Origin of the sequence: Sulfitobacter sp. LC.270.F.C4 (genome assembly GCF_032922545.1) — a bacterium.
In the GTDB taxonomy this organism is placed as follows: domain Bacteria; phylum Pseudomonadota; class Alphaproteobacteria; order Rhodobacterales; family Rhodobacteraceae; genus Sulfitobacter; species Sulfitobacter profundi.
In genome coordinates this window covers 1,724,223-1,749,254 of sequence record NZ_CP136692.1, presented here as the reverse complement: position 1 = coordinate 1,749,254, position 25,032 = coordinate 1,724,223, and the positions used below count along the sequence as shown (strand labels likewise).

Below are 25,032 nucleotides of genomic sequence, written 5' to 3'. Positions count from 1 at the left end.
GGGTGGCAAACGCGCTGTCAAAACGCGGTTTGGCCCTTTGCGCTGCGTTGATCTGCTCGGTCAGTGCCAGCGCCCTGCTGGCCGAATCCGACGAAGACCGCAATCTGGGCCGCGATTCGCGCAAAACCTTAGAGGCCGGGGAACAGGAAAAGCCCCCCGCCGCCAATGACCAACCGCTTTCCGTGATCGACTGGCTCGGGGCGCAATCGCCGCCCGAAAACAGCCCCAAGCGCCCGCCCAATCCGGGCCGGGTGGCGGAACCGCCTGTCGCCAACAACGCCTTGCCCCCCGAGGTGCAGGTCACCCCACTGGGCGATGGCGCGCCGCGCCGCATCGGGCTGGTGCCCGGCTCGGTCACTGGGCTGCGTGGGGACATCTGGATGGGCAGCGATACCACTGCCCTGATCGAGCGTATTCGCAACCTGCCCGACCTGCATTTGCCCGCCGCGCAGGCCCTGCTCTATACCGTGCTTCTGGCCGAGGCGCAGGCCCCGCAGGGCGAGGCGCGCAATGGCGATCTATTGGCGCTGGCACGGGGCGAAAAACTGATGGAGCTTGGCGCGCTCGATCCGGCGCTGTCACTGATCGAACAGGCCGGGGTGACCACCTCGACCGCGCATTTCAACCTTTGGATGCAGCTTTCCCTGCTCACTGGCACCGAACACCGCGTTTGCGAGCGGCTGATGAAATCACCGCATCTGACCCATGACTATGGCACCCGAATTTTTTGCAACGCCCGCGCGGGCAATTGGGAAAACGCGGCTCTGACCTTTGGCTCGGCGCAGGCGCTCGGCCTGTTGCCAGAGGCGCAGCTTGAACTCTTTGACCGTTTCCTCAACCCGGATTTCTACGAAGGGGCCGAACCGCTGCGCGTGCCGCGCCAGATGGACCCGATGACCTTTCGCCTGTTTGAAACCATTGGTGAGCCGCTGCCCTCCAACATCCTGCCGCGCGCCTATGCGGTAGCCGATCTGCGCGACATCGCCGGATGGAAAGCCCAGCTTGAGGCAGCCGAGCGTCTGACCCGCGCGGGTGCCCTGCCCGACAACCTGCTGCTGGGGCTGTATACAGACCGCCAGCCCGCTGCATCGGGGGGCGTCTGGGACCGTGTCGCGGCGCTGCAACGCTTTGAGACAGCCCTGCGCACCAGCAGCGCAGAGGCGGTGGCCAAGACCCTGCCGCCTGCATGGGAAGCGATGCGTGAGGCCTCTCTCGAAGTGGCCTTTGCCACGCTCTTTGCCGAACCGCTCTCGACCATGCCGCTTGCGGGCCATGCCGCGCGTCTGGCGCGGGATGTGGCGCTGCTGTCGCCCAATTACGAGGCTGCCTCGGCGCGGGTGATCGGCAAGTCTCCCGAAGACGAATTGCTGCGCGCCGTGGCGGTTGGCGATGCCCCCGAAGGCCCTGCCCCGGATGCGCCCTTGGCCGCTGCTGTTCACGATGCTTTCGCCAATCCCACCCCGCGCGCCGACCTGATGGCGCTGGCGCGGGACAAGGAATTGGGCATGGCGATTTTGCGCCTATTGTCGCTCTTGCATGACGGGGCGAGTGGTGACACATCGGCGCTCCGCGACGCCCTAGCCACCCTGCGCGCCCTCGGGTTGGAAGACACCGCCCGACGTGCCGCCTTGCAGATTGTATTGCTCCAGCAATGATGATGTCCCAGACCCCGACCTTTCATTGGATCTCCAGCTTTCTGGAGGCCGCCGCCGCCGAACAGGGTGCCGCCACCAATACGCAGCTGGCCTATGGCCGCGACCTCAAGGATTTCGATTCCTTTCTGGCGCAGCGCAATCACGATTTCCTCACCGCCAGCCGCGGCGAGGTTGAGGATTACCTTGTCTATTGCGATGCCCAAGGGCTGGCCAAATCCACCCGCGCGCGGCGGCTTTCGGCGATCAAACAGCTCTACCGCTTTGCCTTTGAGGAAGGGCTGCGCGAAGACAATCCCGCCGTGCAAATCGCCGGACCGGGGCAAGATAAACGTCTGCCCAAGATTCTCTCTGAAGAAGAGGTCGACCGGCTTCTGGATGCCGCGCGCAACTCAGGCCGGGCGCTGGCAGACCAACTGCGCAACACCTGCCTGATGGAACTGCTCTATGCCACTGGCATGCGGGTCAGCGAATTGGTCAGCCTGCCGGTCAGCGCCGCGCGCGGCGATCCGCGCCTGCTGCTGATTTCGGGCAAGGGGGGCCGCGAGCGGCTGGTGCCCCTGTCAGAGCCTGCGCGGGACGCGCTGGCGGCATGGCTGGTGGTGCGTGACAAGGCGGATGAAGCGGCCCAAGCCAAGGGCAAACCGCCCGCACGGCATCTCTTCCCGTCGCGCGGGGCAACGGGCCATCTGACGCGGCATCGGTTCTATCTGTTGATCAAGGAATTCGCCGTGACCGGGGGTGTGCCCCCTGAAAAGGTCACGCCGCACACCCTGCGCCATGCCTTTGCCACGCATCTGCTGGCCAATGGCGCGGACCTGCGCGCGATCCAGACCATGCTGGGCCACGCCGATGTCGCCACGACCGAGATCTATACCCATGTTCTGGAAGAGCGCCTGTCGGACCTCGTGCTAGAGCGTCACCCTCTGGCCAAGGACGGCACGCGCAACCCCGGTGGCAGCACGTCTTCCGACGGCCAGTAACCGCTTTGCAGCGCGTCAGCATAGGCGCGCGGCAGACCGGCCTTTGTCATGTCGGCCACGGCCCCTGCCACATCATAGCTAAGCCGGTGAAACCGCACTTCGCCCCCGTCCAACACGGCCACCCGCGTTTGCTGGCCACCGTCGTGAGGCGGCATGCCGATCACCCCTGCATTGATCCAGCGCCCACGCGCCGTCTTGCGGATAAAGGGCAGACCGGAATGCCCGGCGATGATGTGATCGACGGGGCCTGTGACCTCCTCCAAGGCGCGCCACTCCTCCTCAAACACCGCCCCTGCACTCTCTGACCAGATGAACCGCGCCACATCGCACACCCCGCCGTGGATCACCCCGTAGCGCTGCCCCTGATGCTGAAACACGGCCACATCCGGCAGTGATCCCATCCACGTCTTCGCCTCCGCGTCCAACTGGCTTGCGGCATGGGCGTACCACGCGCCCGAAAGCATGTCGCAACTGCTGCCCGGCGCGAAGCCGCAGCCGCAATCCTCGGCCCCGCTGGCCAGTTGCAACTCACAATTGCCCGCCACCACGGCAGAGCCAAGCGCCCGGATCGCCGCCACGCTTTCGCTTGGTGCCCCGCAGTAGGCGACGATATCCCCGGTGCAGATCATCTGATCCCCGCCGATGCCGTGCGCGGCGGCAAAATCCGCCAGCGCTGCTACCGCCTGAAGGTTGGAATAGGGCCCGCCGAACAACAGCAGCGGCCCGTCCAGAACCCCGAGCTCTGCACAGTTGATTTTCGCCTGCATCACACCACCCTCACCCGTTGCGACCCTTGAATGACGCAGCCCCTGCGCCCATAACATTCGCAACACATAATGGATGGATTTAGACCTCATGGAAACGGGCCCCGCCCTTTTTGACACCGCATTCTGGATCAGTACCGGAATTATCCTGTTTCTCCTCGTCCTGTCGGGCTTCTTTTCGGGGTCCGAAACAGCACTGACCGCGGCCTCGCGCGGGAAGCTGCGCGCGCAGGCCGACAAAGGGGCAAGCGGGGCGATACGGGCGCTCAAAATCACCGAGGATAACGAGCGGCTGATCGGCTCGGTCCTTCTGGGCAACAACTTGGTCAACATCCTCGCCGCCTCCATGGCGACGGCGCTGTTCACCCGGCTTTTCGGCGAAAGCGGCGTGGCGCTGGCGACGCTGGTGATGACACTTCTGGTGCTTGTCTTCTCAGAAGTGCTGCCCAAGACCTATGCCATCACCAATGCCGAAACGGCGGCGGCGCTGGTCTCGCGCCCAATCAGCATCGTGGTGCTTGTCTTCTCGCCGGTGGTGACGGCGGTGCGCTATTTCGTGCGCGGGGTGCTGCGGCTATTCGGCGTTCAGATTGACCCGGACAGCAACATTCTGGCCGTCCGCGAAGAGATCGCCGGCGCCTTGCAACTTGGCCATTCCGAAGGCGTAGTCGAAAAGGAAGACCGCGACCGTATCTTGGGCGCGCTCGACCTGCGCGAACGCGCGGTCGAAGAGGTCATGCTGCACCGTTCGGGGATCGAGATGATCGATGCGGCATCCGACCCGACCGACATCATGGAAAAATGCCTGCAATCCAACCACACCCGCCTGCCCGTCTTCCGCGATGATCCGGAAAACATCATCGGCGTGATCCACGCCAAGGACCTGCTGCGCGCCATGTACAAGCTGATCGGCGGCCCCAACGGCAATGCGGCGGCGCTCAAGGGGTTCAACGTGGCCGATGTGGTGATGAAACCCTATTTCGTGCCCGAAACCTCAACCCTCGATGAACAGATGCGCCAGTTCCTGCGCCGCCGCACGCATTTTGCGCTGGTGGTGGATGAATATGGCTCACTGCAAGGGCTGATCACGCTCGAAGACATCCTCGAAGAGATCGTGGGCGAGATTACAGACGAATTCGACCCCGACGCAGATCACCCGCTCAAACAATCCGAAGACGGGCATCTGATGGTCGAAGGGGCCATGACGATCCGCGATCTTAACCGGGCCACCGACTGGTCCCTCCCCGATGACGAGGCCAATACCGTGGCCGGGCTGGTGATCCACGAAGCGCAGATGATCCCCACCGTGGGGCAGGTGTTCTCTTTCCACAACTTCCGGTTCGAAGTGATGGAACGGGACGGCAACCGCATCACGCAGTTGAAAATCCGCCCTCTCTGAGCTCCGCTTAGTCCGGTGTCTCCACCGCCGCGCGCACCTCTTTGCATGCGGCGGCCCAGATCCGCGCCCGGTCGGGGCCAAAGGGCACCTCTTCGAAAGCGCGGCGCAGGTGGTTCTCTGCCGCGTCCCGGGCCGAGGCGGCAAGGCCGGGGTCAGGGTGCTGCATCAGCCCGGCCAGCACCTCTTGCAAGGCCATCTGCACCTCAACGACCGAGGCCCCATCCCGGGCCAGCGCGCCAAAGCCGTCTTCGATCAGGGCGTCCGACGGGATCGGCGCGATATGCAGGTTGGGCAGGTTGACCTTGCCGCCCGGCTTCGCCTCGTCCGAATAATATGACAGGATGCGCCCGATGCGGGTGATGACATCAATCGCCGTGCCACCATCGTTGATCCCCGGCGACAGCGCTTTGGAGGCGACCTCTCCCAGCACCCGCAGGCCAAAGCGCGGGTCTTGGTCAAAGGTGCGCAGATCGCCCAGTTGCACGGTGTCGAAAACCTTTTGCTCAAGGCTGTCCCAGTCGTGCTCGTCGTCCTGCGGGCTGCCCTGCTGGGTGACCATGACCAAAGGCTCTCCGACAAAAACGAAATCGCCGATGCGGCGGGTAAGATAGATCGCCACCCCATGATCGCGCGCCTGCTGGTCCAGCGCCTCGGGGTAGATATGTTTGATATACCCGCTTTCGGGGGCAAAGATCGGGCGGGCGATGTCAGGGGTGGGGCCGGTCAGAGGGTGGCCGCCCATGCAGGGGGTCTTTAGCCGCTCCTTGAACAGCGATGTGGTTACGGCTTCGATTTGGCGCGTGGTGTCGATCAGGCTACCGAAACTTTGCAGGTGAAGCACCCAACGGATCAGAAAGATCACGATGATCGCCAGCACCATCACTGTCGTCAGAAACAGCACGAATGAGCGTTCGTCGACATAGATGCCCAACTCGCGCATGATGATCGCCACCAAAGCATACACATAGGCGCCGATGAAAACGGCAAGGGTGTTCTGGGTGGTCCGGTCCTGAATGATCAGCCGATGCGCCCGCGGCGTGAATTGGGCCGAGGTAGAGCGGTAGACCGTGACCATGATGGTGATCGAAAAGATCGTAACCGCAAGCATCGCATCCGCGATGATCTGCAAAAGCCGATCCGCCGCCTCGCCCGTCAAACGTGTGGCGACCTCCTTGGGCACCAAGGGCTCAAACAGCTGCGTCATCCCGAGGGCGACAAAGGCCAACAGCCCCATGACGACCACCCGCACCCAAAGTTTACGAGAATATTCGCGGGCTTTGCGAAACAGTGTGTGCGGGATCAGGTCTTTAATGTTCATGGGGCAAGGGTAGCACGAAAAAGCGCCCTGCCAACGGTGGTTTAGCAGGAATTTGCAACCTTTGGCGGCGCTGATATCTGGCCCGTGGCAAGGTGCAAGAAAGCCCTTATCCCCGCGCGCTGCGCCCGGTAGTCTGGCGCCATGACAAAAGCCTCTCTGCCTGTGATCCTCCTCGCTGCCGGAGCCTCTTCCCGGATGCGGGGGCGCGACAAATTGATGGAAGACGTGGACGGCCAGCCCCTGTTGCGCCGTCAGACGCGGGTGGCGCAAAGCGTCGGCCCCGTGATGGTCGCCCTGCCGCCCGCGCCGCATCCGCGCTACACGGCCCTGACCGGGCTGGATATCACGCCGCTTCCCATTCCCGATGCGTCCGAGGGCATGGGCGCCAGCCTGCGCAGCGCCTTTGCGGCCCTGCCCCCGGACACGGCGGCGGCCATGGTGATGTTGGCCGACATGCCCGACCTTGAGCCCAGCGATCTGGCCTGCCTTGCGGCCTCGGTTGATCTAAGCAGTGAGACGTTGGTCTGGCGCGCCGCGACAGAGGATGGCAGGCCGGGGCATCCGATCATCTTTGCCGCCGCGCTGTTTGACCAACTCAAACAGCTGAGCGGCGATGATGGGGGCCGTGCGGTGGTGCGTGGCGCAGGCGCGCGGGTGCAGATGGTGCCCCTGCCCGGTCAACGCGCGCGGCTCGACCTCGACACGCCCGAAGATTGGGCCGCGTGGCGAAAGCCGCAGAGATAGCCCCAGAAAAGAAAACGGGGCGGTTACCCGCCCCGTTTCTAAGCTGCATCGCTTCCCGCCCCCGCGGGCTTATTTCACCAGCAAGCTGGCTTCGTGCTTTTTCAGCGACCGGCGGGCGGCGGTGTAGCCTTCGATGCCGTCCTGTGTCGCAAGCTCGGGGAAGAGCTCGAGAATCTCGTTGCGTTGCTCTTCGCCGATACCGGCCAGCGACATGTCACCAGGCTGGAAGCTCTCTGTCCATGTGCCATCCGACAGGATCACCTCATGGCGGTCGAACATCACGTGGATGTAGGTGGTGCCAGAGACCTCGACCACGTCGATGCCCTCCATGCCGGTCAGGTGTTTCGCCGCAACCAGCACTTCACGCTCTTCGAAGTAGAGCGCCGTTTTCTCGTTGGCGACCAACACGCGGTGGTTGGGGCTGACCATCATGTCACGCTCGGGCAGTGCATTGCCAAGCGCGCCCTTGCGGATCAGCACCGGCTTGAGATGGGCAGCCATTTCGAATTCGGCCCCCGTCATCTCACGTGCGCCGACCCAACGGATCGTTTGGATGCCGTTGTCGCGGGTGATGACCCGGTCACCGACCTCAAGCGCCTCCACACGGACCTCACCACGCGGTGTGGCGATCTTGGTGCCCGGTGTGAAACAGGGGATGATAACATTTTCGATCTCGACAAAGTTCAAACGCCCGGCATCGCTGCCGTCTTCGTTGAAGTAGTCAACAAAACCGTCTTCGCGATCATCAGAGGTATAGGTAACCTCTAGGCGGCCACCTTCAGGGGCCGAGCCGCGCAGATCAAGCGTGTCATAGTCCACGCCAGCGCTGCCACCGTCGACATCATCGCCCGCATTCACGTTGACGAAGCTGTCCTGATCGGCACCGCCGGTCATCACGTCGACACCCGCACCACCGTCGAGCAGATCGTCGCCCTGACCGCCTTGCAGCGTGTCGTCGCCCTCGCCGCCCATCAGCGTGTCATTCTCGCCGCCACCGTCGAGCAGGTCATCGCCTTCGCCGCCGACCAGCAGGTCATCGTCACGGTTGCCGCGTAGCGTGTCATCGCCGGTGCCGCCGTCAAGCTCATCATTGCCCTGACCGCCCGAGATACTGTCGTCGCCTTGACCGCCAAGCAGCGTGTCATTGCCGGTGTTGCCTTCGATGATGTCATCGTCGATCTGACCGTCGATATAGTCATCGCCAGAACCGCCGCGCAGCATGTCGGCGTCATCGGCGCCATAGATCACGTCATTGCCCGAACCACCGTCGACCGTATCCCTCCCGTTGTCCGTAACACGGTCGGGGGTGAAGGGGTTGGACGCATCATCTTCGTCGGGGATGTCGAGCACATCAAGGCCGAGGTCGGGATCATTGCCGGCAAAGATCGTGTCATTGCCAGCGCCACCAAGGATGCTGTCGTTGCCCTCGCCGCCGACGATACGGTCATCGCCGTCGCCGCCATCAACCCAATCGTCGTCGATGCCCGCGTCGATCACATCATCGCCCGTGCCGCCGGTGATGGTGTCACGGTCGTCGCCGGTCGAGATGGTGTCATTGCCCGCGCCGCCATCGACGGAGTCGCGGTCGTTCTCGGGATCGGCATCGGGGTCAAAGCTCAAGCTGTCGCTGTCGCTTTCCGGGTAGCCCAGATCAGGCGCGATATCGTCGTTGCCGGTGGTGATCATGTCGTCACCGTCACCGCCCTCGACCACGTCAGAGCCCGCACCGGCTTCGACGATGTCATCGCCGTCGCCTGCCAGAATGGTGTCGTCACCGTCGCCTGCGCGGACATAGTCGTCATCGCCTTCGGCACCGGGCAGGATCGCGTCGTCGTTGTCGATCATGTCGCCATCGGGGTCGCCGGTATAGGCGGTGTCGATCATGTCATCGCCTGCGGTGCCGTCAACATAGCCGTCGCGGGTCGGATCGCCGTCACCCACGGTGACAGTCACCGAGCCTTCGTCGGTCAAACCGTCGGGGTCGGACACGGTATAGGTGATCGTCGCGTCGCCGGAGAAATCGTCATTGGCAACAAAGGTGATGGTGCCATCGTCGTTGATGGTCACGGTGCCATCGTCGCTCGACGCATCTGCAACGCTCAAAGTGTCGCCGTCCACGTCGGTGTCATTGTCCAGAACCGGGATCACGACCGCTTCGGTGCCGGTGGTGCTGGCCGTGTCGTCGTTGGCGACGGGCGCGTCGTTCACCGGGTTTACGGTGACATTGACGGTGCCAGTGTCGGTGCCGCCATTGCCGTCATCCACAGTGTAGGTGATGGTGGTGTCACCGTTGAAATCGGCATTCGGCGTGAAGGTCAGCGTGCCGTCGTCGTTGATGATCACATCCCCGACGGGGCAGCTTGCCATGGTGATGGTCAGCGTGTCGCCATCGCTGTCGCTGTCATTGCCCAGCACGTCGACGTTGCCGGAGGTGTCTTCGTCGATCTCAAGCACATCGTCTTCGGCCACGGGCGCATCGTTGCCGCCGCCCTCTGGCTTGTCGTCGTCGAAGATCACGTTGTCGATCGCGCCGGAGCCTTCGAAACGCACTTCAAAGCGCGACACGCCGTCGATGTTGAACTGAACGAACCGTTCGCCGCCATCGCCGGTGGGCTGAACGTAGTGGTTCTGGATCACGTCGCCATTGTCATCGTAAAAGATGACACGGGTGCCCTCGCCGCTGGTCTCTTCGATGTCTTTGAAGGTGACGCCCTTCAGACGCACCATGTCATCGAAATCAAAGAACAGGCTGCCGCCGCCGGCGTTGTCGTCCGGGTCGCTCTGGTCGCCGTCTTCGGAGACGATCAGCAGACCTTCAAGCGTGTCGGAGGCCAGATCGTTGTCGCCACCCGTGGGGTTGGCGCTGTCAAAGATCATCGAATCGCCAGAGCCGCCGCTGGCCGAAACCGTAACGCCCAGAGCTGCATATTCATCGTCAATGATGGTGCCTGCGCTGAACGCGTTGAAATCAAGTGTTCTAATCATTGTGAAATCTCCTGAGCGGTGTTGCACGCGGCGCGCAACGCGGCCGTCTTGGAAGTAGATGCTGTTTCAATCTGATGTATGGAGCGCCGAACGGCAGAGCGATCGAACCGGGCAATTCTTGCCCCGCAGAAGGCCAGTGGCAGGACCTGTCGCTTATGTCTCATGTCGTCTCTCCCTCCATTCACACGCGCCCCGCTGGCTGAAATCCAGATCAGGCGGCCTGCATACTTGCAGCAACGAAGGGAAGAGCCTGTACGAGGCCCACAAACCGAGAAGAACACCTCCCCGGTATGTTGTGCTTACGGCGCTAACTTGCGGCGTACCCACATCTCCCGCATCCGTGATGCGCTTAATGCGGCCGCCCCCGTGACCTACAGACTTCTTTGCCCCCCAGTTGGGCACCTATAGGAATAGCCCTCCTATACGAATGGACAAAGGAAAAAATGTTTTAAAATTGCCGGAACCAAATGAAGTTTTGCCGCAATTCAGGTGGTTTAGCCGATCTCATGGCGGCGATTGTTTCCCTGGCATTCCTCGCCGAAATTGAGATTCGCCATAGGATTAAGGAAAATTAACGCCAAAACCCGACCGCGCCCTTTCACCCCCGGTCAAGACTGTTTCGCGGTGAGAGACAATGGCGCCGCAAATGCGCCGCATCTGTGCCGCCTTGTTTTCGTCATTCTTTTTGATTGCTTGTTCACAAGCTGGAACCAATGGCCCGAAAACCTGCGGAACTGGTGACAAAGCCACAGGTAGAGCGCCTTATTCCCGCCGAATCAATCGCGCACCTGCAGGGGGCGTCAGGGGCTCATGCAAGGCGTTTCGTCGAAAACACATCGAAGCCGCAACCGGCGCGGCGAGGTGGGCCTATAAGAAGCGGCCTATCGCCTCTTTGCGGCAGACTTCATCGCGCAAAGGCGACTGCTGGTCTCGAACGTATACCTCACTAGCCGCTTACCTCCCCCCGAACATCCGCGCCAAAATGCGCCAAATCCGACGCTCAAAACGACATTTCAAAGCCCACAAACGACACCGCGCCGACAAGGCGCAAACCCCAGCCATAGTGCACTCTGCGCCCCGCTCCTGCGGCAGGGTGTCGCACCCCCATTTCACCCTATTGCAATGGCCGCTCGGGTAGACCAAATGCGCCGCATGTTGATGTATGCCGTTCATAAGAGGCGCCCGCGCAAACCGGGCACGCTGCTGAACCGCCGGTAACCCCGGTCGGACAGGCCGATCCGCCTGTTCGGACCATCGGGGTTCCAACTGACTTTCCGGATCACACTCGGGATGAGACCCACACAACCGACCCGGCCCGGTCTTTTGGCACTGACCGTCGTCTTTTGCGGATCCTTCCTTTTACGACCTTTCTGATATGGAGCATGCCATGCATTTCCGCCTGCTGAAGAACACCAACCAGATCGCCGGGATGCCCGGAACCGCCTTTAACGGCACCATCGGTCAAGTCGCCAACGCCGAGGGTCTGGCCCTTGTCGCCATGCTGCGGCGTGCCCTGCGCGACACCGCGCGCCGTTGGGAGCGCAACCGCACGCTGTCGACGCTGAACGCGATGGATGACCGTTTGCTGCAGGATATTGGCCTGAACCGCAAAGACATCCCCCAGCATATCCGCGACATGGAAAGTTTTTCCCGCCGCTGAACAGCCCCACCCGCGCCCCGCTTGAAGGGTCGCGGCGGGCCTTAATTATATGGCGTCCTGCAGGGGGGCGCCGGTCAAAACCGCACCGCGCCACACCCGGCGCGGTGCCCGAACTTGCGTCATCCTCTTGGCAATCGTGTTGCACAGGGGCGCGCGATTTGTTTTCTTATCTCCAGCAAACCCGGCCATCGAAAGCTGCCGCGCCCTATCGCGCGACCGGCTTCTTCTTGATGCAAAGGGACAAAGATCAGCGGTGCGCGCCTGCGCGGAACTGCGGATACACTAGAGGAGATATCACTATGAAACGCTATTTGCTTGGCACGGCCTTTGCCGTTGCAACCCCGATGGCCGCCGCCGCTCAGGACTGCGGCGAAGTCTCGATCGCGGAAATGAACTGGGCGTCGGCACAGATCGTCACCGCCGTGACCGAATTCCTGCTGGTTCAGGGCTATTCCTGCGATGTGACCGTGGTACCGTCGGACACCACGCCCGCCGTGACATCGCTGTCGGAAAACAACGAGCCGGACATCGTGCCGGAGATGTGGCCCAACTCTGCCGGTGATGCTTACAAAAAGCTCAAAGAGAACGGCAAGATCGTTGAGCTGACTTCCGTGCTTGATCCCGGTGGTGTCGAAGGCTGGTGGGTGCCGACCTATCTTGTGGATGAGCATCCCGAGCTTGCCACCATCGAAGGCATTTTGGAAAACCCCGAACTGGTCGGCGGCATGTTCAACAACTGTCCCGATGGCTGGGGCTGCCGCATCGTGAGCGACAACCTCGCACGCGCCTATGACCTCGAAGGCAACGGCATCGAAGTCTTTGACCACGGCTCGGGTGAGACGATGGTGACCTCGATGGCGTCGGCCTATGAAAGCAAAGAGCCATGGTTCGGCTACTATTGGGCCCCAACCACGCCGCTGGGCAAATACGACATGACCAGCGTCGATCTGGGCGAATTTGACGAGGCCGCGCACAGCGCCAACCAGAACGCCGACAACCCAGAGCCCAAGCCTTCGGCCTTCCCGACGGCACCGGTTCTGACCGTGATGACCAAGGATTTCCACGACAACAATCCTGAGATCGCGGAATTCATCGGCAACGTCTCCTTCAAGACCGAAGAGATGAGCAAGCTGCTGGCATGGCAGGGCGAAAGCAACGCTTCGAATGAAGAAGCGGCTGTTTACTACCTGCAGAACAACAAGGACGTCTGGGCCGAATGGCTGAGCGACGACGCCCGTGGCAACCTGTCGAAGCTGCTTGACCAGTAAGACAGACTGACAAAACGGCGGGCGGGGAACTCATCTGGGTTTCCCGCCCGTTTGTTTCAGGATCGGCGGCAAGACTTACGTCTTTTCACACCGACTGCGCCGCGGCCCCCGCCGACTGCGCAGTTTCTTTGCAAGGACATAGGTTTGATTTGCCGCCTCTGCATGGGGCAGCCGACGCCGCGCAGACCGCGCGGCGCACCGGCCCCCTCCCCAAAAGTAAACGGTCTGATGCAGACCGGGAAAGCGACAGATGGCGACCTACGATAACTTCTTTGACTCGCTCGGCCTGCGCGGCTGGTGCGGCGATGACCAAGGCGGTAGGCTTAGCTCCATGGCCGATCTCATGGGCCAAGCGGGCGGCGATGCCGATACGACGCTTTGGGACGCCCCCTTCCCTTCGCTCGATGCGCTGCATGACAGTTGCAACGCGATCCCACAGTCGCGTGACCTGACCCAAGGGCTGGAAGAGGGCTTTCTCGCCATCAAGGACAGCCTCAAAGTCGTTGTCGATCCGCTGACCCAACCGCTGAGCTGGGCGCTGGAGAATGCGCTGTGGATCATGCAGGCAGTGCCGTGGTTCGTGATGATCCCGCTTTTGATGGCGATCACCTTTGCCGTGGGCCGCTCGCTGAAACTGGTGGGTCTGGTGGCGCTGGTCTTTGGCTTCCTCGCCTTTATCGACTTTTACGAACACACCATGCAGACGCTGGCGATCATCTTTGTCTGCGCCTTTATATGTGTGCTTTTGGGCGTGCCCATCGGCATCGCCATGTCGCGCAGTGACCGTGTGCAGCGCACGATGATCCCTGTGCTGGACATGCTGCAAACCCTGCCGCCCTTCGTCTACCTGATCCCGCTGATCTTCCTCTTTTCGGTGACCGAGCCCAAGCTCTACGGCATCGCGATCATCCTTTACGCCATCGTGCCGGTGGTGCGTCTGACCGACCTTGGCATCCGTCTGGTCGACAAAGACGTGATCGAGGCCGCCGACGCCTTTGGCATGACCAACCGTCAAAAGCTTTACAAGGTGCAGATCCCGCTGGCGCTGCCCAACATCATGGCCGGTGTGAACCAGACCATCATGATGAGCCTCGCCATGGTCGTTATCGCCTCGCTGGTTTCGGCCCCCGGTCTGGGCGTGCTGGTGCTGCGCGGCATTCGGAGCCTTGAATTGGGCGTGGGCCTCCTGTCGGGTCTGGGGATCGTGCTGCTTGCGATCATCCTCGACCGGGTCACCAAAGCCGCGCTTGCGCGGATCAACGCGGCGCAGAAGTGAGGCCAGACATGACAGACGATATCAAGATTTCCGTCCGCAACCTCTATAAGATCTTCGGCGATGACCCACAGGGCGCGCTGGAGAAGGTGCGCGGCGGCATGAGCAAGACCGACCTTCAGGCCGAAACAGGCCATGTGCTGGGTCTTAACAACATCAACGTGGACATGCCTGCGGGCAAGACCACGGTGATCATGGGGCTGTCGGGTTCGGGCAAATCAACGCTGATCCGGCACCTCAACCGCCTCATTGACCCCACCTCGGGCGAGGTGATCATGAACGGCGAGAACATCCTCGACTACAACGAGCGTCGCCTGCGCGAGATGCGCAAGCACAAGATGTCGATGGTGTTCCAAAAGTTCGCCCTGCTGCCGCATCGCACGGTGTTGGAAAACACCGGGCTCAGCTGGGAGATCGAAGGCAAGAACCGCAGCAAATACGCGGCTGAGGCCACCAAATGGCTGAACCGCGTCGGGCTGGAGGGGCAAGGAGAGCAGTACCCCGCGCAGCTATCTGGCGGGATGCAGCAGCGTGTGGGCATCGCCCGCGCGCTCACGTCGAACTCTGACGTGATGCTGATGGACGAGGCGTTCTCCGCGCTCGACCCGCTGATCCGGACCGACATGCAGGATCTGCTGATCGAGTTGCAAGAAGAGCTGCATAAGACCGTGATCTTCATCACCCACGATCTGGACGAGGCGCTAAAACTGGCGGACCATCTGGTGATCCTCAAAGACGGGTTCATCGTCCAGCAGGGCGAGCCACAGCATATCCTGCTGAACCCCAATGATCCCTACATCGAAGCCTTCGTCAGCGACATCAACCGCGCGCGGGTGCTGCGGGTACGGTCGGTCATGGAGAAGACCGAGGTGCCGCCTGCAGATGTGGCCGGTGAGGTTGATTTCGACGACACGCTGGAAAGCATCATCGCGGTTTCCGGAGGGGATACGACCAACAACTACCGCGTCATGCGCGAGGGCAAACAGGTCGGCGTGTTGCATATGCGTGATCTGGTCCGCGCGCTGGTCCCACGGCATCCCGGCGAGGCGGCATAAGCCGCCACCCGCGATTAAGAGACAGTCATTGCCTGCCTGCGGGTGGGCGATGCGACGGGGGCTACCCCTTTATGGTGGAGCCGTGGGCCCCTAGCGCTCCAATCACCTCCACCTCCAAACTCGTAAGCGAAGACCCAACGTCGATGGCCTGCCCCACCCCCGCCGCGGCACGCGAAAAGCGGTCATAGTCAATCACATGGCGCGCGCCCGATGGCGCTTTGCCGCCGATCAAAATCCCTGCGTCCTATTGACACTTGGCCCCACGATTGGCCTATGGGGGGTGAAATAAACACTGGGGTTCAAGATGCCGCAATCTGCTACGGCCAATATTCTGACTGTTCTCGACACCGATTTTAAAGGTATCATCGAGGAGTGGCTGGGAACGCAGGTCAAAGAGGGCGTGAAACGTTCTGACCTGTTCTCCGATGCGGAGAGCCGGAACCAGAACCGCGAATTGCTCAAAGCCTTTTCCAAAGGTGTGCGCGATGGCATCTCGGGCGAAGATTTCGATTTCGATGATACCCAATGGGACGATCTGCGCGCCGTTCTGGCCGATGTTAGCCGTGAACGTGTCAACCGCGGCGTGACCCCAACCGAGATGGCGACCTTTGTGTTGGCGTTGAAAGCGCCGCTGTTCAAACGGCTCGAAGCGATGCAAGACAGCGAACACGGCGTATTGATCCGCGACGTGATGCTGGTCACCCGTCTGGTCGATGCCTTTGCCATCTACACCAACGAGATTTTCATTCTTGAGCGTGAGCAGATCATCGATCGTCAACGCCAAGAGATGCTGGAACTGTCGACCCCCGTGGTCGAGCTTTGGGACCGTGTTTTGACCCTGCCGCTGATCGGCACGCTGGATTCCGCCCGCGCCCAAGAGGTGATGGAGAATCTGCTGCAAACCATTCTGGAACGGCAGGCCGAAGTGGTCATCATGGACATCACCGGCGTCGGCACCGTCGACACGCAGGTGGCACAACACCTGCTGCGCGCCGCCGCTGCCGTGCGTCTGATGGGTGCCGAGTGCATCATCAGCGGCATCAGCCCGATGATCGCTCAGACCATGGTGCAGCTTGGCATTGATGTCGGCACCGTTTCCACCCGGTCGAGCATCCGCACCGCCCTGTCGGACGCGCTGCTGACCGTGGGCTATGTGATCAAGAAGACCGAGGGCCAATAAGGTGGCCGGTGTCACGTCGATTAATCTGGTCGAACATGCGCTCCTCGTTTCGATACAGGATGACATCACGGACACCGAGATCTTGGAGCTTCAAGACCGGTTGTCGAACAAAATATCAGAGAACCGCATCGACGGGGTGATCCTCGATATCTCAGCGCTTGAGATCGTCGACACTTTCGTGGGCCGTGTGATCGCGCAGTTGGCGGGGATTTCCCGTCTGCTGGCGGCGGATACCTATGTGGTCGGCATGCGCCCCACGGTGGCGGTCACGTTGGTCGAGCTTGGCATGTACCTGCCGGAAATTCGCACCGCGTTAAGCCTGACCCATGCCCTTGCCCAGCTACGCCGCGTTTGACGAAAAGGACCTAGGGGCGCAGGTTCTTCTCTCTCAGTTCAAACTAAAGACCAGCGGTGACGCGGTGACGGTGCGCCAAGCCGTGGCGCGCTACATGAAAGAACACGGCGCCTCGGCGTTGAATGTCACACGTTTCGCCACCGCCGTCAGCGAAATCGCCCGCAATGCGATCGTTCACGCTGGCGGAGGTGAATTTTCCATCTATGTCGACCCAAGGGCCAAGCAGCTTAGCGTGGTTTGTTGGGACAAAGGACCGGGGATCGAGGACGTGGCACTGGCCCTGACGGACGGCTATACTTCGGGCGGCGGCCTTGGCCGTGGTTTGGGCGGCGCACAGCGGCTGGCCAAGAAATTTGAAATCCGCACCGCCGTCGGCGGGGGCACCAGCGTGATGATGAGTGTGAACCTATGAAACAGTGGGTCGAAGTTCAGGACCAAAGCGCCATCGCCGTGGTCCGCCGCGCCGCACGGCGTCTGGCCGCCCAGCACGATTGGCCGAAACACCGGACCGACGAGTTGGCCATCGTCGCCACCGAAGCCACCACCAACATCCTGCGCTACGCCGAGAAAGGCCGCGCCTTGATCAACGCGCCAGCCGAGGGCAAGGGCGACAAGATCGTGATGATCTTTACCGATCGGGGCCCCGGCATCAGCGATATGGATCACATGTTCCAAGACGGCATGAGCAGTGGCGATTCCGCCGGGCTGGGCCTTGGCGCGATCCGCCGTCTGTCGGATGAATTCGACATCTTCAGCGGGTCCGAGGTCGGCACCACCATCGTTTGCAGCTTTGCCAAAGACAGCCCCCTCTGCGCGACCCATGGGGTTGAGGCCGTGGGCCTGCGGGTCTGTCACCCGAACGAAGAGGAATGCGGCGACGACTATCTGCTGCGGCAAACGCCGAAAGCCACTGATATTCTGGTTTGCGATGGCTTGGGCCATGGCCCCGAGGCCGCAGCCGCGTCGCTGGAGGTGACAGAGGCCGTCACCGCCACCCGCAGCTTCAACAGCGAGCCGGGCGCCGTGATGCGTGAGGTGACCGAGAAATTGATCGGCAAGCGCGGCGCGGTGGCGGCCCTTGTGCATATCGCGCAGCCGCAGATGGTGCTGCGCTATGCCGCTTTGGGCAATATCGCCACCCTGCGGGTCCGCAATGGCGAGGTCAAACGCCTGCCGGTCCGCGACGGCCGGATCGGCGCACGCGCCACCCGGGGCTATGAAGAGACCTTTGACCTTGAACCGGGGGATCTGATGATCCTGCACAGCGACGGGTTGAAAACCCTGCGCGACAGCTATCTTCCACAGGGTCTATTGTGGAAATCCCCGCTCTTGATCGCTGGCTTCCTGCTCGACCGGGCATTTCGCGGGCGTGACGACGCCTCCATCGTGGTCATACGCATTGCACGGGACGCGGACTGATGAAAGCTACGAACCTCACGTCGGTTAACCTTGAAAAAGGCGGCGATATCGCGGCTCTGCGCCAGATTGCCCTGACCCTGACCGAAGCGATGCGCTTCACCTCTTTCGAGCGGACGCGCACCGTCACCGCCGCTGTGGAACTGGGCCGCAACGCCATTGAGCATGGGCAAAAGGGCCGCGCCCGGTTTTCGCTGACGGATGTCAACGGCAAGCCTGCCCTTGGCCTGACAGTGATTGATCAGGGCCGCGGCATTGAGGAAGACAAGCTTGACCCCACCCGCGACATCGTGTCGGAGACGGGCATGGGGCTGGGCCTGCGCGGGGTGCAGCGGATCGCGGCGCGGTTTGATGTGGACACCGGCCAAGAGGGAACGCGGGTCCATGCGGAGTTTCTGCTGCCCGAACCGCAATGCGCTGTTGAGCAGATCAAGGCCGACGCCCTCGCGGCGCTGGAGGCCTATAACGCCAAAGACCCGACCGCCGCGCTGACCGAACAGAACCGCGAGTTGAGCGAAGGCATTGCCGACCGTGACCTCTTGATGCAGGAATTGCACCACCGCACGGGCAACAACCTTGCCCTGATCGTGGCACTCATCCGGATGAGCAAGAGCCAAGCCAAAGAGGACGAGACCCGCCAAGTGCTGCGCGAGTTGGAAACCCGCGTCGGCTCGCTCTCCAAGGCGCATGAGTTGATGCAACGCTCAACCGACAGCACCGACCTTGATCTGTCTGATATGTTGGATGAGGTCACCAAGAACGCCGAACGCGCCTTTACCGGGGATCGCCAGAGCATCGGCATCAAGCTGATTTGCCCCAGCCTTAAGATGGACAACAAACTGGCCGTCGACATCGGGCTGATCGTGGGCGAGTTGATCACCAACGCCTATAAACACGCTTTCAAAGGGCGCGACAAAGGGGTGATCACCATTGAGGTCACGCAAGAGAGCGATGAAGGTCTGACGCTGAAAGTCTATGACGATGGTGTCGGCCTGCCCGAAGATGCCAAACGGCCCGAGCGGTCGGATTCGCTGGGCTGGCGGATGATCCGCACGCTCACCTTTCAGCATGAAGCGACGCTGAAGGTCGAGGGCCAAGACGGGCTTTGCGTCGAGATCCGCTTCCCCGCACAGGGCTAAGTGCCCCCCGTGGGCCCGCCGGTTTCGGGCCGCCGCGTCCGTATTTTTGATCAAAAATCACCTCTGAACTTTTCCACCCCGTAAAATTGTCCTAGGCATATCGGGAGCCGGCGATTCCCGGACACTTCTAAGCGGCAAAAAAGACGCCCGCTTGGCCAATAACGGAGACAGAGCATGATCGAAAAACGTGATTTCTATATCGACGGCAAATGGGTCGCCCCGCTTGAGGGCAGCGAACATAAGGTCATCAACCCATCGACCGAAGAGCCCTGCACCGTGATCTCGCTCGGCGGGGCCAAGGATGTGGACGCCGCCGTGGCAGCGGCCAAGGCCGCCCTGCCCGGTTGGATGGCCACCACCCCCGAAGAGCGTATCGCGCTGATGGAGAAACTGGCCGAGGTCTATAAATCCCGGACCGAAGACATGGCCCAAGCGATCAGCACCGAGATGGGCGCGCCCATCGAAATGGCGCGCAGCTCGCAATGGGGCGCAGGTTACAGCCACCTGAAGAACTTCATCAAAGCGGCGAAAGATTTCAAATTCGTAAAGCCCTTGGGCGATCACGCGCCGAACGACCGGATCATCCATGAGGCGGTTGGCGTCGTGGCGATGATCACGCCGTGGAACTGGCCAATGAACCAAGTGATGCTGAAAGTGGGCGCCGCTGTCGCCGCTGGCTGCACCATGGTGCTGAAACCTTCTGAGGAAAGCCCGCTGAGCGCCGTGGTCTTTGCCGAGATGATGGATGAGGCAGGCTTCCCCGCCGGTGTCTTCAACCTTGTGAACGGCGATGGCATGACCGTGGGCACCGCCCTGACCGGCCATGAGGACGTGGATATGGTGAGCTTCACCGGCTCCACCCGCGCGGGCATTGCGATTTCCAAGAACGCGGCGGATACGCTGAAAAAGGTTCATCTGGAGCTTGGTGGCAAAGGCGCGAACCTCGTTTTTGCCGATGCCGACGACAAGGCCGTGAAACGCGGCGTGCTGCATATGATGAACAACACCGGTCAAAGCTGTAACGCACCGAGCCGGATGATCGTCGAAGCCAGCGCCTATGACCAAGCGGTCGAGACCGCCGCCGAAGTCGCCAATAAGGTCGAAGTCGGCCCCGCCAGCGAAGAGGGTCGCCACATCGGCCCGGTCGTGAACGAAGCGCAATGGGGCAAGATCCAAGACCTGATCCAAAAGGGCATCGACGAAGGCGCGCGGCTGGTGGCCGGTGGCACCGGACGGCCTGAGCATCTGAACCGCGGTTTCTATGTCAAACCCACGGTTTTTGCCGATGTCACTTCCGACATGACGATCGCCCGCGAGGAAATCTTTGGCCCCGTATTGGCCATCATGAAGTTCGAGGACGAAGATCAAGCCGTCGAGATGGCCAATGACACGGTCTACGGCCTCACCAACTACGTCCAGTCCAGCGATGGCGCGCGGCGCAACCGTCTGGCGGCCAAGCTGCGGTCGGGCATGGTTGAGATGAATGGCGAAAGCCGTGGCGCGGGCGCGCCCTTTGGCGGCATGAAACGCTCGGGCAACGGGCGCGAAGGTGGCGTCTGGGGGATCGAGGACTTCTGCGAAGTCAAAGCCGTTTCGGGCTGGTCCAACGACTGATCGCTTTTTAGCGTAGCACGATGCGGCAGGGCCAAGATTTGGCCCTGCCGTTTGCGTTTTAGCGGTCAGATCGCTTTTTGGTTCACCCGTTTGGAAAGCTCCGCAGCGCTTTCTTTACGCTCGCTATAGCGGTCGAGCAGGTAGTCCTTGTTGTCGCGGGTCAGCAGGGTGAACTTCACCAGTTCCTCCATCACGTCGACCACCCGGTCATAGAAGGGCGAGGGTTTCATCCGATCATCCTCGTCAAACTCCAAAAAGGCTTTGGGGGTTGAGGATTGGTTGGGGATGGTCAGCAGCCGCATCCAACGGCCCAAGATGCGCAGCTGGTTCACGGCGTTGAAACTCTGCGAGCCGCCGCTGACCTGCATCACGGCCAAAGTCTTGCCTTGGGTCGGGCGCACCCCGCCGAGCGACAGGGGGATCCAGTCAACTTGGGTTTTCATGACGCCCGTCATCGCCCCGTGACGTTCGGGCGAACACCAGACCATGCCCTCGGACCATTGCACCAGATCGCGCAGTTCCTGCACTTTGGGATGTTCGGGTGCGGCATCGTCGGGCAGCGGCAGCCCCGAGGGGTTAAATGTCCGCGTCTCGGCTCCGAGGCGGGTGAGAATACGGGCGGCTTCTTCGGTCATCAGGCGGCTGAAGGAGCGCGGGCGGAGCGAGCCGTAGAGCAGAAGGATGCGCGGGCCGTGGGTGGCGCGCTCAGGCGACAGCAGGCGGGCGTCGTCGATGGGGTTGAAGTGGTCTTCTTCGATGTTCGGCGTATCGGTCACGGGAATTTCCTTAGGCGGCAGTGGGTTATCAGGTGAGGTTCACTTGGAGGCGGGAAACCAATGCTGCGTGCGGTTGGCAAAGGCCACGAGCGACAGCATGACCGGTACCTCGACCAAGACGCCCACAACGGTGGCCAAGGCAGCACCCGACCCCAGCCCAAAGAGGCTGATCGCCACAGCAACCGCCAGTTCAAAGAAATTCGAGGTGCCGATCAGCGCGCAGGGGGCGGCCACGTTGAAAGGAATGCCCCAAGCCCGCGCGGCGCCATAGGCGATGAAGAAGATGCCGTAGGATTGCAGCAGCAGCGGCACGGCGATCAGCGCGATGACGAGCGGACGGTTAAGGATCACCTCACCCTGAAAGCCAAAAAGCAGCACCACGGTCAACAAAAGCCCTATGATCGCAAAGGGCTGCACACGGGCTTTAAAGGCGTCGACAGCCGCTTCGCCGCCCTTGGCCACCAGCCGTTCGCGCGTGAGATACCCCGCCAGCAGCGGCAGCATGACGTAGAGCCCGACCGAGATCAGCAGCGTGTCCCAAGGCACGGTGATGTCGGTCACACCCAAAAGGAAGGCCACGATCGGCGCGAAGGCGAAGACCATGATCACATCATTCACGCTGACCTGCACCAGCGTGTAGGTCGCATCACCACGGGTGAGGTTGGACCAGACAAAGACCATCGCGGTGCAGGGCGCGGCCCCCAACAGGATCACCCCGGCCAGATAGGCCTGCGCGTCATCGGGCGGGATCAGCCCGGCGAAGACGTAGTTGAAGAACAGCACCCCAAGGGCAGCCATGGTGAAGGGTTTGATCAGCCAATTGACCACCAGCGTCACCACCAGCCCTTTCGGCTTCTCCCCCACCTGCCGCAGCGCGCCGAAATCAACACCGACCATCATCGGATAGACCATGGCCCAGATCAGCACCGCCACGGGCAGGTTGACCGAAGCGACCTCAAATGCGGCCAGCGCGCCGAAGATGCCGGGAAAGAGATTGCCCAGCAAAAGCCCCGCCCCGATGGCCAGCGCCACCCAGAGCGAGAGCCAGCGTTCAAAAGCCCCAAGGCCAGCGGGTGCGGGATGTGCGGTATCGGTCATGGCGGTCTTTCGTGCGTAATTTTTGAGGGTTAGCAGCAGGTCAATTCATCCAGCAGGGGTTGGCAAAGCTCTGGCTGCCCGCCGCAGCAGTCCTCTAAAAGGAACCCCAGCAGCGCGCGCAGCCCGTTCATATCTGCGAAATACCGGATGCTGCGGCCTTCGCGGTTGCTGCGGATTAGGCCCGCGCGGGCAAGCACCGACAGATTGGCGGACATGGTGTTTTGCCGCACGTCGAGCGCCACGCCGATCTCCCCCGCTGACATTCCCTTGCCCCCCGCTTTGATCAGCAGGCGAAAGACATCCAGACGGGTCGGTTGGCCCAAGGCGGCGAAGGCTAGGAGAGCGCTTTCATTATCCATATATCGTGAATTATTGATATAATAGCGGCAGGTCAAGCGTCGCGTCAATCCCTGTGCAACGAAGCGCCGCCCCGCGCGTTGGTCTGGCGACCCCAACAGCACTCGCAAGGAAGACAAAGGATGCTCGATTGGATCGCAGAGAATTCCGGTACGTTGCAGGTGGCGGTCAGCCTTTTAACGGCGGTGGTCTGGCTGGCTTACCTGCATATCCTATGGGTCAATTTCCGGCGGCAACGGCAGCCGGTGATCTTGATCAACCGCTCTATCGCGCGGGATGAGAATGCCCATTGTTTCGTAACCAATATGGGGGCCGAGCCGATTTACTTGCTCGAAGTCATGGCGCGGGTGGTGACGGAGGAAAAGACCTATCACGTCAAGGTCACCGAACGCGAAGAAGTGGCGCTGAACGATGTGGAAAACCCCCTGACCCGCACCAATCAAGGGCCGATCAAAAGCGGTGAATTCATCGATATCGGCAGTTTTCTCGATCTGTTGCGCCGCGCCGAAGCGCGCATCGGGACCGAGGGCCTGTTCGATAAGGTCCGCCAGATGGACCTCACCGTCGCGGCTGCGGATGGCCATACCACCAGATTGATCGCCGCGCGGCATGCGTTTCGGGCGGAATGGAAAGACGGCAAGCCCTATTTCGTGCCGGAACGGATCATGGCGCATCAGATCCGCAATACCTTTCAACGGCGCAAGATCACCGCCATGCTGGAAGAACAGATCGAATAGCGTCGTCTGAAATTACAATCGGTCAAGACCTTCCGCGATTTCGCGGGCGATGGCATGGGCGTCGATTCCCTCCCGCTCGGCCGAGACACGCAGGCCGAGCAGATCGCTTTGATAGCGCCGGGCCAGTGACTTTGGATCATGTTCCGGCGCGATCTCTCCGTCCTGCTGCATCTGGGCAAAAAGCGCCGCGAACTGTTCCTCCATCCCCATGAGATGCGCGCTGGCCCGTTGGGCAAGTGGATGCCCATGGGCCTGTAATTCCAACAGGGTTTTGGACAGCATACAGGCCTTGGCCGGGGCCTCCTCCCGGCAAATCGCCAATTCGGGATAGCGTTTCAGGGCTGCCATCGGGCCATGGGCTTCGACCAATTCGGCCAAGCGCCCGGCCCCATCCTCAGCGTATTTGTCCAAGGCGATTTCGAACAGCGCCTCTTTCGACCCGAAGGCCGCGTAGAAACTGCCGGGCTTCATTTTCAGCACCGCTTCGAGGTCTTTCAGCGATGTGCCCGCCCAGCCCTGACGCCAAAACAGATCGCGGGCGCGGTCGATCAGCTCGGCTCGGTCGTGGTTTGGTTTGCGGGGCATGATATCACCATGTGTTGAACGATCACTCAAATATATACTTGAGTGATCGCTCAAAAAACCCTAAATAGCAAATATCGACGACTAACAAAGGTAGAGATCATGACATTCCCGTCCCACGACCAAGACTCCGCACCCGAAGCCTCCAAGCCGCTGCTGGCGGAATCGCAAAAGGCCTTTGGCCGCCTGCCGGGTCTGCACAAGGTGCTGGCCGAAAGCCCGCAAGCCTATGAAGGCTATCAGGTGCTGCACAAGCTCTTCACCGAGACGGATTTCGACGCCGAAGAGCTGACCGTGGTTTGGCAGTCGATCAACGTCGAGAACGAGTGCCACTACTGCGTGCCCGCCCACACCGGCATTGCCAAGATGATGAAGGTCTCGGACGAGATCAGCGACGCGCTGCGCAATGAAACCGCCCTGCCGACACCCAAACTCGAAGCGCTGCGGACGTTCACCGTTCAGATGGTGCGCAACCGGGGCTTTGTCTCCGACGCGCAGATGCAGGCGTTTTTTGACGCAGGTTACAGCCACCGTGCGGTGCTGGACGTGATCCTTGGGATGGCGCAGAAGACCATTTCGAACTACGTCAACCACGTGGCCGAAACCCCGGTCGACGAAGTCTTCCAGCCGCTGGCATGGAAGCGCGGCGACAACAAGCTCGAGGTTTAAATTGAAAG

Annotated in this window: 23 protein-coding genes; 16 read left to right on the top strand and 7 right to left on the bottom strand. The window is 61.4% G+C overall.

Features of this window, described 5'->3' with window-relative positions; all coding sequences use genetic code 11:
- The first annotated feature begins 2 nt into the window (after window positions 1-2).
- Together R1T45_RS12415 and R1T45_RS12410 are read left to right on the top strand one after the other, a co-directional pair.
- Window positions 3-1,655: a hypothetical protein gene (locus tag R1T45_RS12415; protein WP_317391018.1), complete on the top strand. Its 1,653-nt coding sequence runs from the start codon at window positions 3-5 to the stop codon at window positions 1,653-1,655.
- Entirely contained in the window at window positions 1,652-2,635 is a 984-nt protein-coding gene (locus R1T45_RS12410) for a site-specific tyrosine recombinase XerD (protein WP_120351225.1), read from the top strand. Before R1T45_RS12415 ends, R1T45_RS12410 begins: the two co-directional genes overlap by 4 nt.
- Here the strand turns inward: R1T45_RS12410 and R1T45_RS12405 are convergent.
- A complete protein-coding gene (locus R1T45_RS12405) occupies window positions 2,572-3,402 on the bottom strand; it encodes a metallophosphoesterase family protein (protein WP_317391015.1) in 831 nt (276 codons plus the stop codon). The genes R1T45_RS12410 and R1T45_RS12405 overlap by 64 nt on opposite strands.
- Window positions 3,403-3,490: 88 nt before the next feature.
- Between R1T45_RS12405 and R1T45_RS12400 the strand changes: the two genes are divergently transcribed.
- Window positions 3,491-4,798: an HlyC/CorC family transporter gene (locus R1T45_RS12400; RefSeq protein WP_067623667.1), complete on the top strand. Its 1,308-nt coding sequence runs from the start codon at window positions 3,491-3,493 to the stop codon at window positions 4,796-4,798.
- Between the two features lie 7 nt (window positions 4,799-4,805).
- Here the strand turns inward: R1T45_RS12400 and R1T45_RS12395 are convergent, their stop codons facing one another.
- Complete coding sequence (locus tag R1T45_RS12395; RefSeq protein WP_317391013.1) at window positions 4,806-6,116, bottom strand: DUF2254 domain-containing protein; 1,311 nt, start codon at window positions 6,114-6,116, stop codon at window positions 4,806-4,808.
- Between the two features lie 141 nt (window positions 6,117-6,257).
- Here R1T45_RS12395 and R1T45_RS12390 point away from each other — a divergent pair, with 141 nt between their 5' ends.
- Window positions 6,258-6,860 (top strand): NTP transferase domain-containing protein, encoded by a 603-nt coding sequence (locus R1T45_RS12390; protein WP_132443274.1) that lies wholly within the window; start codon window positions 6,258-6,260, stop codon window positions 6,858-6,860.
- A gap of 69 nt (window positions 6,861-6,929) precedes the next feature.
- Here R1T45_RS12390 and R1T45_RS12385 read toward each other — a convergent pair whose 3' ends face one another.
- A complete protein-coding gene (locus R1T45_RS12385) occupies window positions 6,930-9,845 on the bottom strand; it encodes a Hint domain-containing protein (RefSeq protein ID WP_317391012.1) in 2,916 nt (971 codons plus the stop codon).
- Window positions 9,846-11,232: 1,387 nt separating this feature from the next.
- Here R1T45_RS12385 and R1T45_RS12380 point away from each other — a divergent pair.
- The 10 genes from R1T45_RS12380 (at window position 11,233) to R1T45_RS12335 (ending at window position 20,805) form a co-directional block, all read left to right on the top strand.
- Window positions 11,233-11,505 carry a DUF1127 domain-containing protein gene (locus R1T45_RS12380; protein WP_067627410.1) on the top strand — a complete coding sequence of 91 codons (273 nt, stop codon included), beginning with the start codon at window positions 11,233-11,235 and terminating at the stop codon, window positions 11,503-11,505.
- A 299-nt stretch (window positions 11,506-11,804) separates the two neighbouring features.
- The gene (locus R1T45_RS12375; protein WP_067627408.1) at window positions 11,805-12,773 is read left to right on the top strand and encodes an ABC transporter substrate-binding protein; all 969 of its coding nucleotides are present in this window, start codon (window positions 11,805-11,807) and stop codon (window positions 12,771-12,773) included.
- 250 nt (window positions 12,774-13,023) lie between these two features.
- Window positions 13,024-14,049, top strand: coding sequence for an ABC transporter permease (locus R1T45_RS12370; protein WP_317391010.1), 1,026 nt, complete (start codon window positions 13,024-13,026; stop codon window positions 14,047-14,049).
- Between the two features lie 8 nt (window positions 14,050-14,057).
- Window positions 14,058-15,101, top strand: a complete 1,044-nt coding sequence (locus R1T45_RS12365) for a glycine betaine/L-proline ABC transporter ATP-binding protein (protein WP_067627405.1) — start codon at window positions 14,058-14,060, stop codon at window positions 15,099-15,101.
- Window positions 15,102-15,405: 304 nt separating this feature from the next.
- Entirely contained in the window at window positions 15,406-16,281 is an 876-nt protein-coding gene (locus R1T45_RS12360) for an STAS domain-containing protein (protein WP_067627403.1), read from the top strand.
- Window position 16,282: 1 nt separating this feature from the next.
- The gene (locus tag R1T45_RS12355) at window positions 16,283-16,636 is read left to right on the top strand and encodes an STAS domain-containing protein (protein WP_067627401.1); all 354 of its coding nucleotides are present in this window, start codon (window positions 16,283-16,285) and stop codon (window positions 16,634-16,636) included.
- A complete protein-coding gene (locus R1T45_RS12350; RefSeq protein WP_317391008.1) occupies window positions 16,608-17,048 on the top strand; it encodes an ATP-binding protein in 441 nt (146 codons plus the stop codon). The genes R1T45_RS12355 and R1T45_RS12350 overlap by 29 nt, the downstream gene beginning before the upstream one ends.
- The gene (locus R1T45_RS12345) at window positions 17,045-18,055 is read left to right on the top strand and encodes an ATP-binding protein (protein ID WP_120351232.1); all 1,011 of its coding nucleotides are present in this window, start codon (window positions 17,045-17,047) and stop codon (window positions 18,053-18,055) included. Before R1T45_RS12350 ends, R1T45_RS12345 begins: the two co-directional genes overlap by 4 nt.
- The gene (locus tag R1T45_RS12340; protein ID WP_082849486.1) at window positions 18,055-19,191 is read left to right on the top strand and encodes a sensor histidine kinase; all 1,137 of its coding nucleotides are present in this window, start codon (window positions 18,055-18,057) and stop codon (window positions 19,189-19,191) included. Before R1T45_RS12345 ends, R1T45_RS12340 begins: the two co-directional genes overlap by 1 nt.
- Window positions 19,192-19,365: 174 nt before the next feature.
- On the top strand, window positions 19,366-20,805 hold the full coding sequence (locus R1T45_RS12335) for an aldehyde dehydrogenase family protein (RefSeq protein ID WP_120351233.1): 1,440 nt from the start codon (window positions 19,366-19,368) through the stop codon (window positions 20,803-20,805).
- A gap of 65 nt (window positions 20,806-20,870) precedes the next feature.
- Here R1T45_RS12335 and arsH read toward each other — a convergent pair whose 3' ends face one another.
- Genes arsH through R1T45_RS12320 form a run of 3 tightly spaced genes read right to left on the bottom strand, consistent with a single transcriptional unit; the run spans window position 20,871 to window position 23,038 of the window.
- Window positions 20,871-21,581, bottom strand: coding sequence for an arsenical resistance protein ArsH (gene arsH / locus R1T45_RS12330; protein ID WP_120351234.1), 711 nt, complete (start codon window positions 21,579-21,581; stop codon window positions 20,871-20,873).
- Between the two features lie 39 nt (window positions 21,582-21,620).
- Window positions 21,621-22,679, bottom strand: a complete 1,059-nt coding sequence (gene arsB / locus R1T45_RS12325; protein WP_317391004.1) for an ACR3 family arsenite efflux transporter — start codon at window positions 22,677-22,679, stop codon at window positions 21,621-21,623.
- Between the two features lie 29 nt (window positions 22,680-22,708).
- On the bottom strand, window positions 22,709-23,038 hold the full coding sequence (locus R1T45_RS12320; RefSeq protein ID WP_067941045.1) for an ArsR/SmtB family transcription factor: 330 nt from the start codon (window positions 23,036-23,038) through the stop codon (window positions 22,709-22,711).
- 120 nt (window positions 23,039-23,158) lie between these two features.
- Between R1T45_RS12320 and R1T45_RS12315 the strand changes: the two genes are divergently transcribed.
- Window positions 23,159-23,773 carry a hypothetical protein gene (locus R1T45_RS12315; RefSeq protein WP_317391002.1) on the top strand — a complete coding sequence of 205 codons (615 nt, stop codon included), beginning with the start codon at window positions 23,159-23,161 and terminating at the stop codon, window positions 23,771-23,773.
- Between the two features lie 12 nt (window positions 23,774-23,785).
- Here the strand turns inward: R1T45_RS12315 and R1T45_RS12310 are convergent, their stop codons facing one another.
- Window positions 23,786-24,358, bottom strand: coding sequence for a TetR/AcrR family transcriptional regulator (locus R1T45_RS12310; protein ID WP_120351238.1), 573 nt, complete (start codon window positions 24,356-24,358; stop codon window positions 23,786-23,788).
- A gap of 99 nt (window positions 24,359-24,457) precedes the next feature.
- On the opposite strand from R1T45_RS12310, the gene R1T45_RS12305 reads away from it, so the two are divergent.
- Window positions 24,458-25,024, top strand: a complete 567-nt coding sequence (locus R1T45_RS12305; protein ID WP_317391000.1) for a carboxymuconolactone decarboxylase family protein — start codon at window positions 24,458-24,460, stop codon at window positions 25,022-25,024.
- Window positions 25,025-25,032 lie beyond the last annotated feature (8 nt).